Origin of the sequence: Synechococcus sp. N19, assembly GCF_900474045.1 — a bacterium.
In the GTDB taxonomy this organism is placed as follows: domain Bacteria; phylum Cyanobacteriota; class Cyanobacteriia; order PCC-6307; family Cyanobiaceae; genus Parasynechococcus.
In genome coordinates, this window is the sequence record NZ_UCNR01000004.1 from 1 (window position 1) to 14,410 (window position 14,410).

At 64.1% G+C, this 14,410-nt stretch carries 16 protein-coding genes and 1 tRNA gene; 10 read left to right on the plus strand and 7 right to left on the minus strand.

The window, feature by feature from the left end; translation table 11 throughout:
* Positions 1–211: 211 nt before the first annotated feature.
* The 4 genes from DXY02_RS01070 to DXY02_RS01085 all read left to right on the plus strand — a co-directional run bounded on the left by DXY02_RS01070 (position 212) and on the right by DXY02_RS01085 (position 2,313).
* Complete coding sequence (locus tag DXY02_RS01070) at positions 212–475, plus strand: hypothetical protein (protein WP_114987520.1); 264 nt, start codon at positions 212–214, stop codon at positions 473–475.
* The gene (locus DXY02_RS01075; protein ID WP_371639822.1) at positions 417–1,154 is read left to right on the plus strand and encodes an ABC transporter ATP-binding protein; all 738 of its coding nucleotides are present in this window, start codon (positions 417–419) and stop codon (positions 1,152–1,154) included. Before DXY02_RS01070 ends, DXY02_RS01075 begins: the two co-directional genes overlap by 59 nt.
* Before the next feature lie 16 nt (positions 1,155–1,170).
* Positions 1,171–1,242, plus strand: a tRNA-Asn gene (locus DXY02_RS01080).
* A gap of 282 nt (positions 1,243–1,524) precedes the next feature.
* Positions 1,525–2,313, plus strand: a complete 789-nt coding sequence (locus DXY02_RS01085; protein ID WP_114987523.1) for a response regulator transcription factor — start codon at positions 1,525–1,527, stop codon at positions 2,311–2,313.
* A 14-nt stretch (positions 2,314–2,327) separates the two neighbouring features.
* Here the strand turns inward: DXY02_RS01085 and DXY02_RS01090 are convergent, their stop codons facing one another.
* Genes DXY02_RS01090 through DXY02_RS01100 form a run of 3 tightly spaced genes read right to left on the minus strand, consistent with a single transcriptional unit; the run spans position 2,328 to position 6,222 of the window.
* A complete protein-coding gene (locus DXY02_RS01090) occupies positions 2,328–3,272 on the minus strand; it encodes a DNA polymerase III subunit delta' (protein WP_114987525.1) in 945 nt (314 codons plus the stop codon).
* Positions 3,269–3,898, minus strand: coding sequence for a dTMP kinase (gene tmk, locus DXY02_RS01095; protein WP_114987527.1), 630 nt, complete (start codon positions 3,896–3,898; stop codon positions 3,269–3,271). The genes DXY02_RS01090 and tmk overlap by 4 nt, the downstream gene beginning before the upstream one ends.
* Positions 3,895–6,222 (minus strand): cation-translocating P-type ATPase, encoded by a 2,328-nt coding sequence (locus DXY02_RS01100; protein ID WP_114987528.1) that lies wholly within the window; start codon positions 6,220–6,222, stop codon positions 3,895–3,897. The genes tmk and DXY02_RS01100 overlap by 4 nt, the downstream gene beginning before the upstream one ends.
* An 85-nt stretch (positions 6,223–6,307) precedes the next feature.
* Here DXY02_RS01100 and DXY02_RS01105 point away from each other — a divergent pair, with 85 nt between their 5' ends.
* Positions 6,308–6,829 (plus strand): photosystem I assembly protein Ycf3, encoded by a 522-nt coding sequence (locus DXY02_RS01105; protein WP_114987530.1) that lies wholly within the window; start codon positions 6,308–6,310, stop codon positions 6,827–6,829.
* A gap of 1 nt (position 6,830) precedes the next feature.
* Here the strand turns inward: DXY02_RS01105 and radA are convergent, their stop codons facing one another.
* Positions 6,831–8,228: a DNA repair protein RadA gene (gene radA / locus DXY02_RS01110; RefSeq protein ID WP_006851231.1), complete on the minus strand. Its 1,398-nt coding sequence runs from the start codon at positions 8,226–8,228 to the stop codon at positions 6,831–6,833.
* A 90-nt stretch (positions 8,229–8,318) separates the two neighbouring features.
* Here radA and rpaB point away from each other — a divergent pair, with 90 nt between their 5' ends.
* From rpaB to DXY02_RS01135, 5 genes are read left to right on the plus strand one after another with little or no spacing between them, the layout of a single operon-like run.
* The gene (gene rpaB / locus DXY02_RS01115) at positions 8,319–9,065 is read left to right on the plus strand and encodes a response regulator transcription factor RpaB (RefSeq protein WP_025362545.1); all 747 of its coding nucleotides are present in this window, start codon (positions 8,319–8,321) and stop codon (positions 9,063–9,065) included.
* Positions 9,046–10,365 carry a phosphate acyltransferase PlsX gene (gene plsX / locus DXY02_RS01120; RefSeq protein ID WP_114987532.1) on the plus strand — a complete coding sequence of 440 codons (1,320 nt, stop codon included), beginning with the start codon at positions 9,046–9,048 and terminating at the stop codon, positions 10,363–10,365. Before rpaB ends, plsX begins: the two co-directional genes overlap by 20 nt.
* Before the next feature lie 57 nt (positions 10,366–10,422).
* The gene (locus DXY02_RS01125) at positions 10,423–11,412 is read left to right on the plus strand and encodes a beta-ketoacyl-ACP synthase III (protein WP_244276096.1); all 990 of its coding nucleotides are present in this window, start codon (positions 10,423–10,425) and stop codon (positions 11,410–11,412) included.
* A gap of 28 nt (positions 11,413–11,440) precedes the next feature.
* The gene (gene fabD, locus DXY02_RS01130) at positions 11,441–12,337 is read left to right on the plus strand and encodes an ACP S-malonyltransferase (protein ID WP_114987536.1); all 897 of its coding nucleotides are present in this window, start codon (positions 11,441–11,443) and stop codon (positions 12,335–12,337) included.
* Positions 12,334–12,987: a 1-acyl-sn-glycerol-3-phosphate acyltransferase gene (locus tag DXY02_RS01135; protein WP_114987538.1), complete on the plus strand. Its 654-nt coding sequence runs from the start codon at positions 12,334–12,336 to the stop codon at positions 12,985–12,987. Before fabD ends, DXY02_RS01135 begins: the two co-directional genes overlap by 4 nt.
* On the opposite strand, the gene DXY02_RS01140 is transcribed toward DXY02_RS01135, so the two are convergent.
* The 3 genes from DXY02_RS01140 to DXY02_RS01150 are packed head-to-tail and all read right to left on the minus strand — an operon-like array spanning position 12,950 to position 14,396.
* A complete protein-coding gene (locus DXY02_RS01140) occupies positions 12,950–13,525 on the minus strand; it encodes a YdcF family protein (RefSeq protein ID WP_114987540.1) in 576 nt (191 codons plus the stop codon). The genes DXY02_RS01135 and DXY02_RS01140 overlap by 38 nt on opposite strands.
* Positions 13,525–14,148 (minus strand): tRNA (adenosine(37)-N6)-threonylcarbamoyltransferase complex dimerization subunit type 1 TsaB, encoded by a 624-nt coding sequence (gene tsaB, locus DXY02_RS01145; RefSeq protein WP_114987542.1) that lies wholly within the window; start codon positions 14,146–14,148, stop codon positions 13,525–13,527. Before tsaB ends, DXY02_RS01140 begins: the two co-directional genes overlap by 1 nt.
* A complete protein-coding gene (locus DXY02_RS01150) occupies positions 14,145–14,396 on the minus strand; it encodes a Ycf34 family protein (protein WP_114987544.1) in 252 nt (83 codons plus the stop codon). Before DXY02_RS01150 ends, tsaB begins: the two co-directional genes overlap by 4 nt.
* Positions 14,397–14,410 lie beyond the last annotated feature (14 nt).

The following is a 14,410-nucleotide window of genomic DNA, read 5'->3' on the forward strand; positions in this document are numbered from 1 at the left end:
ACGTCAAACCATCCCCGCTGTGGCGCGCGTCCTACAGCGATCGTCATGAGAGGTGCTTCATGATCCGTTACACGGCTGAGCCTAGGGGGTGATCACCGAAATGGGGCGGCTCCCCGCACCCTTTTCAAGGGGATGAGTAGAAATGCGCATTTTTAGACCGACGGGATGCCGGTCCCTCCGCGAAGATGACGCATCGCTTCTTTCCAACGCTGTGTACGTCATCGAACTGGCCCTGCGCATGAGTCCTGTCCCGGTGTCTGTTCAGCGCAAGGAGCATGCAGATGCCGATGCGCTGTATCAGCAGATCCGCCAGGCCCTCGAGAACGGCCAACCGCGGCTGCTGGAGCTCACCTGCGAGAAAGTGGAAGGCAAGAAAGTAACGCTGCTGGTCAGTGAGGTTCTCGCCGTTCAGCTTTATGAGAAAGCTTCGGCAGCGGGTGGCAGCAAGCGTCCCGGCTTTTCCTTTGATTCCTGACACCTCAACCGCCGAACTGAGCGTTGAGGCCGTCAGCCACCGCTGGCCGAACGGCCAGCAGGCCCTCAACCGTTGCAACCTGGTCATTCCTGGCCCAGGCCTCTGGATGCTGGTGGGCAGCAACGGCAGCGGCAAAAGCACCCTGTTCCGCCTGATTTCAGGACTGCTCGAACCCCAGAGCGGACGCATCGTCTGCCGCAGCAAAACGGCCCTGGTGTTTCAGAACCCAGACCATCAGCTGCTGCTCCCCAGTTGCGGCAGCGATTTGATGTTGGGCATGGACCCTGAAGGGCCCCAGCAGCACCGCCTAAGCACCGTGCGCGGCCTGCTGAACCAGCTTGGCCTCGCCCAACTGGAGAAGCGGCCGATTCACAGCCTCAGCGGCGGCCAGAAACAACGCCTGGCCATTGCCGGAGCCCTGGCCAGTGACGCCGGGCTTCTGCTGCTCGATGAACCGACCGCCCTGCTCGATCCCAGCAGCCAAGCAACCGTGCTGACCACCGTGCAACGGCTTTGCAAAGACCCCGTGAAGCCAATCACGGCGCTGTGGATCACCCACAGGCTTGGGGAATTGGCCTTCGCCGATGGTGCCGCTCGCATGCAAGACGGTCGGATTGGACCATGGACCCGGGGAACAGAACTGCAACGGCGCTTGCAGGGGGGCACATTCGAGGGGTAAGTTCTTCGGGTCTCATTCCTCGGTAGCTCAGCGGTAGAGCGGTCGACTGTTAATCGATTGGTCGCAGGTTCGAATCCCGCCCGGGGAGCTTTAAAGCCACAGCTCACGCTGTGGCTTTTTTATTGACGAACAGAGGAATTTCGTGACGGGTGATTGCCCGAAGCGGAAGACTTCCTAAACAGCCACCGGCGAAAGACAAGCAAAAAAACCCCCAGATCGCTGTGCCTGCATGCGATTTGCCGAAACAATGCCCCTGGCGAGCTCTTTGTTGAAAATCTGCAGACAGTTGAAAAGCTTGAGAGAATCCGTTCAGCGTTAATCCCTACAGACAAGCGCTCGTTATTTCTCCTGCCGAATTGCCGCCGAACCGATGAAGCCCTGCATCCTGCTAATCGAAGATGACCAGGACATGCGCGACCTGGTTAGCGGCCATTTGGAGCACAGCGGCTTCGATGTGCAGCGCGCCGACGATGGCATCAAAGGTCAGGCCCTCGCACTGCAATACACCCCGGATCTGATCCTGCTGGATCTGATGCTGCCCAAAGTGGATGGCCTCACCCTGTGTCAGCGCCTACGGCGCGACGACCGCACCGCTGGGATTCCGATCCTGATGCTCACGGCTCTCGGCGGCACCAAAGACAAGGTGAGCGGTTTCAATTCCGGAGCCGACGATTACCTGACCAAACCCTTCGATCTGGATGAACTTCAGGTGAGGGTCAAAGCCCTGCTGCGTCGCAGTGACCGAGCTCCTGTTGGAACCAGCAACCACAACGAGATCCTCAGCTACGGGCCTCTCACCCTGGTGCCCGAGCGCTTTGAAGCCATCTGGTTTGATCAACCCGTTCGGCTCACGCACCTGGAGTTCGAACTGCTTCATTGCCTGCTGCAGCGGCACGGTCAGACCGTGGCCCCCTCGTTGATCCTCAAGGAGGTGTGGGGCTACGAGCCCGATGACGACATCGAAACCATTCGCGTACACGTCAGACACCTGCGCACCAAGCTGGAGCCCGATCCGCGCAAGCCACGCTTCATCAAAACGGTGTACGGAGCCGGCTACTGCCTGGAACTGCCCACCAGCGCTCAGATGGATGGCCTGGAGGACGTGGTGGCCATGGCACGCGAAGAGCGCAAGCAGCAAGGTGATCGAGCCTCGGCTTGATCGCCTTCGTGCACCTAGGAGACGGATGCCGTGAGATCGAGCAGCGCCACCTCCCAGGCCAATCGCGGCTGAACGAACGAAAGCAGCTGGCCGCGCAGTGTGTCCAAGCGCTTGAGGCTTAAGGCAGAACTGCCGGAGCGCCAAAGCCGGTGTTGCCACCAGCCAATCAACCACAGCTGCTGCTCGCCATCGAGGGCTTCGCACAGATCGCGTGCCAACGCAAGTGCCTCCATGGGAGTGGCGGGAAGCGAATCGAGGCGCTGAACCAACTCCTCAGGCAGACCAGCCAGGCTGCGCCGATGGTCGATCAGGGCGCCTGGAGACCCGGCAGCCAAGGCCAGAAGTTCCGGGGCATCCTGAGCTGTGGCACCGGTGCGCTCGAGCACCTGAGCCATGGCCTCGGGGTTGAGCCGAAGGAAACGGATCAACTGACAGCGGGAGCGAATTGTGCTGAGCAACCGCTCGGGGGCTGAGGTCAACAGAATCAGCAGCCCATGGCCGGGTTCCTCCAGCGTTTTCAACAGGGCATTGGCCGCAGCTTCCGCCATCGCCTCAGCAGCCTCAATCACAACCATCCCGCGCTTCGCCTCCACCGGCTGCCGTGCCAGACAGCGTCCGATGTCGCGGATCTGCTCCAAGCGCAACTGGGGCGGCGTGCGGCGGCTGAGCCCCGCCTCCTCGGCTTCGGCGCGGGTCAGCAAACGGCCCTGATGCTGATAGGTGGGTTCCACCCAGAGCAGGTCGGGGTGATTGCGTTCCAGCAGGCGTCGGCGTTCCCGGGCCGAGGGCTGACCATCGGCCAGCAGTCCCTCCAGAAAACGCACCGCCGCCAACTGACGCCCCACCCCTTCAGGGCCGGCAAAGAGATAGGCCGGGGCCACACGGCCCTGGGCCAGGGCCGCCGAAAGCAGATCAACGGCGAGGGGCTGGCCGATCAGATCGCCAAACAACGCGCTCAAGCCAGATGCTCCTGAAGCTGAAGTTCCAGAGCAGCACGAACGGCGCTGGCTGACTGATCTGCAGCGACGGCGCACCAGGAGCGCTGCTGGGCCAACTCGGCAAAACCCTGTGCGACCCGCTCCAGAAATGCGGCGCCCTCGGCTTCGATGCGGTCCTCCTTGTCCCCGAGACGGCGCCGCAGGCTCTCTTGCACGGAAAGGCGCAGCCAGAGGGTGAGATCGGGCTGAAGCCCCGTGGTGGCGATCTGTTCGAGCCGCTGAATCAAGTCCCGATCCAGACCGCGTCCATAGCCCTGATAGGCGAGGGTCGATCCCGCGAAACGATCGCTGATCACCCAGTCACCGCGCTCAAGAGCAGGACGGATCAACGTTTCAACATGCTGCGCCCGATCGGCGGCGTAAAGCAGCAGTTCCGCAGTGGGAGCTGGTGCCTCCTGGTCTGCCGTGTGCAGCAGGAGCTCCCGGATCGAACGCCCCAGAGGAGTGCCTCCCGGCTCACGGGTGCAGACCACAGCAGCACCCTTCGGCATCAGACCGCTGTTGGGCAACCACTCGACCAGATGCTGGATCTGCGTGGTCTTGCCGCAGCCATCGATGCCCTCCAGAACAATGAAGCGACCGTTCATGGCAAGCGAAGCGCCAGGGCATTGAGCACCACCGTGATCGAACTCAAGGCCATTAAGAGCGCCGCCAACGGGGGCGACAGCAGCACCCCATGGCTGGGGAGCAAGGCACCGGCGGCCACCGGAAGAACAATCAGGTTGTAACCGAAGGCCCAGAACAGGTTCTGCCTCACCTTCACCAGGGTGCGGCGGGCCAGGCTGAGGGCTTCGGGGAGATTGTCGAGCCGATCGCCGAGCAACACCAGACCAGCGGAGTCCTGCGCGATCTGGGTTCCAGTGCCAATGGCAATCCCAAGATCAGCCGCGGCCAGGGCCGGCGCATCGTTGATGCCGTCGCCCACCATGGCCACCCGCTCCGCCTGACGCAGCTGTTCGAGGCGCTGCAGCTTCTGCTCCGGCAGCATCTGCCAGCCCAGATCCTTGGCGGCAAAACCCAGCTGCTGACCAAGGCGCTGCACAGCCGCCTGCCGATCACCACTGAACACCGAAAGCGCCAGACCGTGAGAACGCAGGCGTTGCAACGCCGGGGCAACATCCGGGCGCAGCTGATCCTCAATCTGGACCAGGCCCACCAGGACAGCTCCCACAGCCACAGCCACCACCGAGCCTTCAGCGGCAGAGAGCCAGTCCTGGGCGGCGGGTGCGATGGCAACACCCTGCTCCTCCAACCAATCGGGCTTGCCAACAAGCACCTGAGCCGATGCACCGTCCACATGACCCTTGAGGCCCATGCCGGAGACAGTGCGAACGTCCTCGCAGCTCAGTAGTGCGAGCTCCCGGCGCTGGGCCTCCTGCAGCAGGGCGTAGGCCAAGGGATGGCGGCTGCTTTGCTCCAGGCTGGCCGCGAGCTGCAACAAAGAGTCCGGTTCATCCCCGTACACATCGGTCACGAGGGGACGACCCAAGGTGAGGGTGCCGGTCTTGTCGAAAACCACATGCTCCAAACCGGCGGCGGTTTCGATCACATCACCACCGCGGAACAGCCAGCCGCGCCGTGCTGCCAAGCCGGTGGCCACCGTGATCACAGTGGGGGTAGCCAGACCGAGGGCACAGGGGCAGGCAACCACCAGCACTGCGATTGACAGTTGCAGGGCCAGACCCATCGGGGTGCTGGCTCCACTGCCCAAGCCGCCGTGATGCATCCCATGGCCATGGTCAATCCCATGGGACATCGCATGGGTCATGGGCATCCCAGGTGCAGACGCCTGCAGAACCTCAGGCCAGTGCTGGGCACCGAACAACCACCAGAACAGAAACGTGGCGAGGGCCAAGCCGATCACGCCGTAACAGAAACGGCCTGCTACACGATCGGCCAGGCCCTGGATGGGAGCCCGACGGGCCTGGGCCTGCTCCACCAGACGAATGATCCGGGCCAGGGCGGTTTCGGCACCGACACGGGTGACCTTCAGCACCAGGGTTGACTCCAGATTGAGGCTGCCGGAGGACAACTCCGTGCCGGGCTCCGCCTGCAGCGGCAGGGGCTCACCGGTGAGGCTGGACACATCAACGGCCGAGGCCCCCTCAAGCACCACTCCATCCACCGGAATGCGGTCACCGGCCAGCAGCTGCACGGTTTCACCGGGCCTGAGAGCGCCAACGCGCACCTCACGAATCGCCCCGTCGCTCAACAGCAGGCGCGCCGTGTCCGGCTGGAGCTCAGCCAGCTGCTGCAGGGCCTGACCGGTCCGAAAGCGGGCCCGTTCCTCCAGGAAACGTCCCAGCAGAACGAACCCCAGCAACATCACCGGTTCATTGAAAAAGCAGGGCCAACCCACCTGGGGCCAAACCAAGGCCACCAGGCTGGCCACATAGGCACTGCTCACCCCCAGGCCCACGAGGGAATCCATGCTGAGGGCCCCTGCGCGAGCGGCCGCAACACCGCCCACCAGGATTGGACCGCCCGGCCCCAGCAGAGCCACCGTTGCAAGCGTGGCGTGAAAAGGCAGGCTGCCGATCAAGGGAAGCGACAGGTGACCGGCCTCGCTGAGATGCCCCAGCACCGACAGCAACAGCAGCACAAGGGCCACCATCAGCTGTCGCCATTGCTGCCACCAGCCCGGCAGCGCCTGCCCGGCAGCCGCCGCTCCGATCGGGGCATCCAGGGAACGCTCCTTGGCCGGAAAGCCTCTGTCTGCCAGGGCTTTCAAGACACCATCCACATCACTCTCACCGGCAGTGAGATCGAGCCAGGCCGAGCGGCTGACCAGATTCACATCGGCGCGCTGAACACCGGGCTGATCCAGCAGAGTGGTTTCCACAGCGCGGACGCAACCGCCGCATTTCATCCCTTCCACATCCAGGACGACGGTCTGAACCGAAGGGCTCACAGGTGTTTACGCAACAGGGATCTTTACGAGCAGGCTAGGTCGGGCTCCGGTCCCGTCAGGATGGGGGTCCGTCCGCCGGAGCGCCGTGCCCCGCAGCAACCGCAACGACAACTTCATTGACAAGAGCTTCACGGTGATGGCGGACCTGATCGTCAAGCTGTTGCCGATCAACGCCCGCTCCAAGGAGGCCTACGTCTATTACCGGGATGGCCTCTCCGCCCAGAACGATGGCGACTACGCCGAAGCGCTGGAGAACTACGAGGAGGCCCTGAAGCTCGAGGAGAACTCCACAGACCGGAGCGAAACCCTCAAGAACATGGCCATCATCTACATGTCCAACGGCGAGGAGGAGCGAGCGATCGAGACCTACCGCAAGGCGCTCGAGGAAAACCAGAACCAGCCCTCCTGCCTGAAGAACATGGGGCTGATTTACGAGAAGTGGGGCCGCATCGCCGAGGAAGGCGGTGAGCAGGACGCAGCGGATCGCTGGTTTGACCAGGCCGCTGACGTCTGGACCCAGGCCGTGCGCCTCAATCCCGGCGGTTATCTCGATATCGAGAACTGGCTGAAGTCCACAGGCCGCAGCAACGTGGACGTTTACTTCTGAATCAGTCCTGGTCGGGCTGCACGGCATCACCGAGCGCCAGCACCAGGGCCTCGGTGACGCTGTCGGCCTCCAGAAGAGCAAGATCCAAACCCGAAGCCAGATCGCCCAGGCCACTGCCCCGGGGGACGACGGCCCGCTGGAAGCCCAGCCGGGCCGCTTCCTGCAGCCGAAGCTCCAGCTGACCCACAGGGCGCAACTGCCCCCCCAAACCAAGCTCGCCGATCAACACCGTGCCCGCAGGCAGGGTGAGATCTCTGAAGCTGGCAACTACCGCTGCAGCGACCCCCAGATCCGCCGCAGGCTCCTCCACCTCCAGGCCACCGGCCACGGCCAGATAGCAGTCGAAGCGGGAGAGCGGCAGTCCCATGTGCTTCTCCAGCACCGCGAGAATCTGGTGCAGACGGTTGGTGCCGATCCCTGTCGCCGTGCGTCGCGGACTGGCATAGCTGGTGACGTTCACCAAGGCCTGCAGATCCACCACCAACGAGCGCGTGCCCTCACAGGCCACGATCGTGGCGACACCGGAGGCGCGGGCATCGCTGAGGAACAGCTCACTGGGGTTGCCCACCTCGGCCAGGCCACCGCTTTGCATCTCAAACAAACCCAACTCATGGGTGGCACCGAAGCGGTTCTTGACGGCCCTCAGCAGGCGATGACTGGCGAAGCGGTCTCCCTCGAAGGTGAGCACCGCATCCACGAGGTGTTCCAACACCTTCGGGCCGGCCAACATGCCTTCTTTGGTGACGTGGCCCACCAACAACAACGAGATGTTCTGGCGTTTCGCCAGCCGTTGCAGGGCAGCCGCACATTCACGCACCTGACCGACGGACCCCGGCGCACTGGTGAGGTTGGCGTCATGCAACGCCTGAATGCTGTCGATGATCGCCACAGCGGGGCGAAGGGCCTCCAGCTCCTCCAGCACCAGTTCCAGATCGGTTTCGGCCAGCAACTGCAGCTCCGATGCCCCCCCGGCAAGCCGCTGCCACCGCAGCTTCACCTGCTGAGCTGATTCCTCAGCACTCACATAGAGCACGGATGCACCGGCCGCCATGGCCGAGGCGCTCTGCAGCAGCAATGTGCTCTTGCCGATGCCCGGATCACCTCCCACCAGCACCAGCGAACCGGGAACCAGGCCCCCACCCAGAACGCGGTCAAATTCCGCCGACCCTGTCGCCAGCCGCTGCAGCGGCTGATCCTCCAGCGAGGCCATGGCCGTGGACCGTCGCGGGGCAGCGGCCTGCTCCGGATCCGGAGCACTGCGGCGGCGACGGCCATCGTCGGCGGGCTGGGATTGCTCCACCAGCGAATTCCAGCTGCCGCACTCCGGGCAACGGCCGAAAAACTGTCGGGCACGGGCTCCACAGACCTGACAGATGAAAACAGCGGTGGATTTGGGCACTGCGAACTGTGAAGAAAGTTGCCGTTGAATGAACAGACCGGGGGGCTGCCCTTTTATTTGTGGCGAGAAGTGACTAACGCCTCGGTGCCCATGACGGCCACGGCTCCCACCAAGGAAACGATCCTCGTGGTCGACGACGAGGCATCAATCCGACGGATCCTGGAAACCCGTCTATCCATGATCGGATACAACGTCGTAACCGCCTGCGACGGCACCGAAGCCCTGGAATTGTTCCCCACCTGCACGCCCGATCTGGTGGTGCTGGACGTGATGATGCCAAAGCTGGACGGCTATGGCGTCTGCCAGGAGCTGCGCAAGGAATCCGACGTTCCCATCGTGATGCTGACGGCCCTCGGCGATGTGGCTGACCGCATCACCGGGCTTGAGCTCGGTGCCGATGACTATGTGGTGAAGCCCTTCAGCCCGAAGGAGCTGGAAGCCCGCATCCGCTGCGTGCTGCGCCGGGTCGAGAAGGAGCAGGTGGCGGGCATTCCCAACTCCGGCGTCATCCAGGTCAGCGACCTGCGCATCGACACCAACAAACGCCAGGTGTTCCGCGGCGATGAACGCATCCGCCTAACGGGGATGGAATTCAGCCTGTTGGAACTGCTGGTGAGCCGTTCCGGCGAGCCGTTCAACCGCGGCGAAATCCTCAAAGAGGTGTGGGGCTACACCCCGGAGCGCCATGTGGACACCCGGGTGGTGGATGTTCATATCTCCCGTCTGCGCTCCAAATTGGAGGATGATCCTGCCAATCCCGAGTTGATCCTTACAGCTCGGGGCACCGGCTACCTGTTCCAGCGCATCGTCGATTCCGTTGCCTCCGAAGGACCCTGATCCCACCCCGGCCCCTCAGCCGCGGCATAAAACAAACCGTCCTCGGGCGATCCGTCGCCTGGTGATTTGGTATCGGCGCAATGCCGCCGTCACAACCATCGTTGATGGAGCTGCCAGCTCAGCAACGGCCGCGGGTTCGATGGCCGGCAACGTGGCGGAAACCGTTGTCTCCGGAGCAGGCACGGTGGCCAGCAGCGTGCTCCAACCGCTGGGGTTTGATCCCCTGCGCTGGCTGCAAGGGGGCACTGATGCCGATGAGATCGACGATGCAGAGCGCCTCTGGGTGGCCGTGGATGGCATGGGCGGTGACCATGCGCCGGGGCCGATCCTGGAGGGATGCCTGGACGCCATTGACCGGCTGCCGCTGAAGATCCGCTTCGTGGGGGAGATCGACCGGGTGATGGCTGCCGCCACCAGCCTCGGGCTACGCGAAGCCTTGGAAAGTGCGCGTGCGGCAGGACATCTGGACCTGGTGGCCAGTGGGCCCTCCATCGGCATGGATGACGAAGCCACGGCGGTGCGGCGCAAACGGGACGCCAGCATCAATGTGGCCATGGACCTCGTGAAGAAAGGCGAGGCCGAGGCGGTGTACTCCGCCGGCAATTCCGGGGCGGTGATGGCCTCGGCGATTTTTCGGCTGGGACGGCTGAAGGGCATCGACCGCCCCGCCATCGGCGCCCTGTTCCCCACCAAGGATCCAGGCAAGCCGGTGTTGGTGCTCGATGTGGGCGCCAACATGGACTGCAAGCCCACCTACTTGCACCAGTTCGCCCTGCTGGGGAACATCTACAGCCGGGATGTGCTGCAGGTGAAACGGCCACGCATCGGCCTGCTGAACATTGGCGAGGAGGAGTGCAAGGGGAACGATCTCTCCTTGAAGACCCACGAATTGCTGCGGGACGAATCCAGGCTCCACTTCGCCGGCAACTGCGAAGGCCGGGATGTGCTTTCGGGCGACTTCGATGTGGTGGTCTGCGATGGATTCACCGGAAATGTGCTGCTGAAATTCCTGGAGTCCGTCGGCAGTGTTCTGCTGGGGGTGCTGCGGGCGGAGCTGCCCCGAGGGCGACGCGGCAAGGTGGGATCAGCGTTTCTGCGCAGCAACCTGAAGCGCATCAAGAAGCGGCTCGACCATGCCGAACACGGTGGTGCCCTGCTTCTGGGCGTAAACGGCATTTCCGTGATCGGCCACGGCAGCAGCAAGGCCCTCTCGGTGGTCAGTGCCCTGCGCATTGCCCACTCCGCAGCCAGCCATGGGGTTATGGAGGATCTCGCAACGCTGCAACAGGGTTGTGATTGACTGACGCGACGTCAATCAACCTCCGTCTTGGTCGAGCCGCTCAGCACAACCAGGGGGGTGTTGTTCCGAGGGTCTGGCAGCGCGACGCCCAGCCGCTCGATCAGCAACGCAGAGCTGAGCCAGCGGGTTGAGACGAGTGACGAATGGATCCGCAGTCGCACAGGCATTGCCGCGCGACGGGTGGTCAACAGCGACGAATCCCTGGCGGAACTGAGCGGGTTGGCGGCGGAACGGGCCTTGGAGATGGCCGATTGGTCGGCCGACAGCCTCGATCTGATCTTGTTGGCCACCTCCACCCCAGACGACCTGTTCGGTTCGGCTCCACGGCTACAGGCGCGCCTCGGCGCCACCCATGCCGCGGCCTTTGATCTCACCGCTGCCTGCAGCGGCTTTCTCTTCGCCGTTGTGACCGCCGCCCAGTATCTGCGCAGCGGGGCGATGCGCCGCATCCTCGTGGTGGGAGCCGATCAACTCAGCCGCTGGGTGAACTGGGACGATCGCCGCTCCTGCGTTCTCTTCGGTGACGCGGCCGGTGCCGTCGTGCTGGAGGCCTCAGAGAACGGCCAGGACGATCTCGACGGATTTCTGTTGCGCTCCGATGGCAGCCGCGGCGAGGTACTCCAGCTGCCCCAGGTGAACCAGCGCCAGCCCCTGGTGGGGGATGCCAGCCATCAGTGTGGCGGCTTCGACCCCATCCAGATGAACGGGCAGGAGGTCTACAAATTCGCGGTGCGCGAGGTGCCGGCAATTCTCGAAAAGCTTCTTGCACAGGGTGGTGTTGCCGCAGATTGCCTGGATTGGCTGCTGCTGCATCAAGCCAATCAGCGCATCCTTGATGCCGTGGCGGATCGCTTCTCGGTGCCCTCCGAAAAAGTGCTCAGCAACCTGGCCCACTACGGCAACACCTCGGCAGCCACCATTCCCCTGATGCTGGATGAAGCCGTGCGCGATGGACGCATCCAACCCGGCCACCGCATCGCCAGCAGTGGATTCGGAGCGGGATTGAGCTGGGGTGCAGCCCTCTTCCGCTGGAGCGGGCCCGCCTAATCTCCGGCACGGTCTGCAGAACACAGCAATGGCGATCGCCTGGGTCTTTCCCGGTCAGGGCTCTCAAAAGGTGGGCATGGCAGAAGCGCTGCTCAGCATCGAAGGCTGCCGTGAGCGTTTCGCCATGGCCTCAGAGCTGCTGGGGCGCGATCTGCTGGCGATCTGCCAAGGGGAAAGCGGCGGTGGTGATGGCCTGGATGACCTCAACGACACCCGCAACACCCAGCCCGCCCTGTTCGTGATCGAATCGGTGCTGGCCGACAACCTTCAGCAGCAGGGCCGCGAGCCTGCGCTGGTGGCCGGCCACAGCCTGGGCGAGCTAGTTGCTCTGTACAGCGCAGGGGTGTTTGGGCTGGAGACCGGTCTACAGCTGATGAAAACCCGCTCAGAACTGATGGCGAACGCCGGGGGCGGCGCCATGACGGCCGTGATCGGCTTCGATCGCGCTCAGCTGGAAGATCTGGTGGCCGCCACGGACGGGGTCAGTATCGCCAACGACAACAGCGATGCGCAGGTGGTGATCTCTGGCTCTCCAGAGGCCGTGGAAAGCGTGAGTGGAGCCCTGAAATGCAAACGCGCCATCCCCCTGGCCGTCTCTGGAGCCTTCCACTCCCCGTTCATGGCGGAGGCGGCTGAGCGCTTCGCCGCCAAGCTGGACAACGTGCCCTTCCTGGATGCCCGCGTACCAGTACTCAGCAACAGCGCCGCCAGCGCCAGCACCAGTGCGGACGAGCTCAAACAGCGCCTGAAGCAGCAGATGACCACCGGTGTGCGCTGGCGCGAAACCATGGCGACGATGACCGACAGCGGTGTGGACACCCTGGTGGAAATCGGTCCGGGCAACGTGCTCAGCGGCCTGGCCAAACGCAGCATGAGTGGGATCACCACCGCCCAGATCTCCGGGGCTGGAGACCTCGGACAGTGAGTCAGTCCAGCCTCGTCCGCACCCCCAAGCCGAGCCTCACCTACCGGCTGGTCAGCAGCCTGCTGGTGTTCCCGGTCTTCCGCTTGCTGTTCCGCGGATCGACCTCCGGCAACAACCGAGTGCCCATGCAAGGGCCCCTTGTGGTGGTGGCCAACCATGGCTCGCACCTGGATCCGCCCCTCCTGGGCCATGCCCTGGGGCGCCCCGTGGCCTTCATGGCCAAGGCGGAACTGTTCAGCATTCCGCTGCTGGGGCGCTTGATCCGGGCCTGTGGTGCTTACCCCGTGCGGCGGGGTGCCAGCGATCGCGAAGCGATCCGCACCGCCACGACTCGCCTTGAAGAAGGCTGGGCAACGGGGGTGTTTCTGGACGGCACCCGACAGAACGACGGCCGGATCAACAACCCACTCCCCGGAGCAGCCCTGCTAGCGGCTCGCACGGGAGCCCCGCTGCTGCCGGTGGCCATCTGCAACAGCCACCGCGCCTTGGGCAGCGGGCGCAGCTGGCCGCGCCTTGTGCCGATTCAGCTGCGCATCGGCGACCCCATTCCAGCCCCAGCCAGTCGCCGCAGGCCTGATCTGGATGCCACCACCGCTCTGCTGCAGGAACGCATCAACGCTCTGCTGGATCAGGGTCCGCAGCATCCCTGAGGTCGCGACCGGTCATCACCCACGCCACCGCACGAAGCCAATCACTCCATTGCTTGAGGCGTCCCTCCTGGGTGCAGTCCTCGCGGCAGGCCACGGGAACGCCGGTGAGCTGAATTCCGCGGCTGCCGGCCACCACCTGGCCCACCGCCATGGAGCGGGGCAGGTGGTCTTCGCTGGTCACCAACAGCACGTGGCGAACACCATCCGCCTGCAGCTCATCCACCACAGACGTGAAATTGCTGAGGGTGTCACGGGCCCGGTAATCCAGGGTGACGCGGTCGGGATTGAAGCGCTCCTCACTGAGCATCCATTCGGCGTACTCACGGTTGCTGCCGCCGCTCACCAGCAGGGGTAGGTCGAGCTGACGCGCCAACCGGGCACCCATTCGTTCCCGATCCACATCTCCCCCGAGCACCAGCACCAGCTGGGGCGGGCTGCGATCCAACAGAGCCCGCCGATAGGGCGACAGCGGGCCGGGGCCCAACAGCCAGACCATCAGACCAGCTCCCAGCAGTAGCCCTGTACGCACGCCCGCCATTAGACCTGTCCAACAGGTGAGGTGGGGTAAATCGGCAGCACCTCAGCCCAGGGCATCGCAGCCCCGACGGCATGGCTGCGCTGCAACAGCTGCAGGAGCCGCGCCACATCCGCTTCCACATCCAGCTGCACCTCAACAGCGGGCTTGGGTGATGCCCCCTGAGGCAGCAAGGTCGGCAGGCTGAGTTCGTGCACCTGCCCGGCCGTGATCCGGTACTGACCACCCACCACCCCCCGGCGCGGCAACTCCTGGGTGATCCAAAACGGTTCCCCCTGCATGGATTGGGGCAGTTGCAGCTCCAGGCGTGGAGCCATCAGGGCATAGCTGCTCACCCCCAGCAGGGGGCAATCCAGCTGTTGCGCAAGGGTGCGGGCCATCACCACCGTGAGGCGGGTGCCGGTGAAGCCGCCGGGTCCCGTCGCGACGGCAAGGCCCTGCAACTGGGGCCAACGCTCGGGCGGGAGGAGCCCCTGAATCCGCGAAATCAAGCTGTTGGAGAGGCCCCGGCCATCCGGATGAGCCTGCACCAAAGGCTCTGCCCCAGGCTGCTGAGGATCCAGCAGCGCCATGCCAAAGCAGTCGGAACAGCTGTGCAAGGCGAGCAGCAGCGGTGGAGCCGTCATCGGGGCAGCTCCTGTCCAGGACGGCAACGCTGCCACCGGCCTGGATCCGCCTTGAAGCTGGAGCAGGAGCGCACATCCCACTCAATCCCGGCCTTTCCATCGGGGAGATCCATCACCGACACGTGGATACGGGGCGCGTCTGGCTCAAAATCCGGGGCCTGGGCTAGATGCGGAACACCATGCTGACGCTCAACTGCGTGATAGGCCTGACAACGGTCGACCCAGCTGCAATCCACGCAGATGCACATGCCTCCCAAGGCCG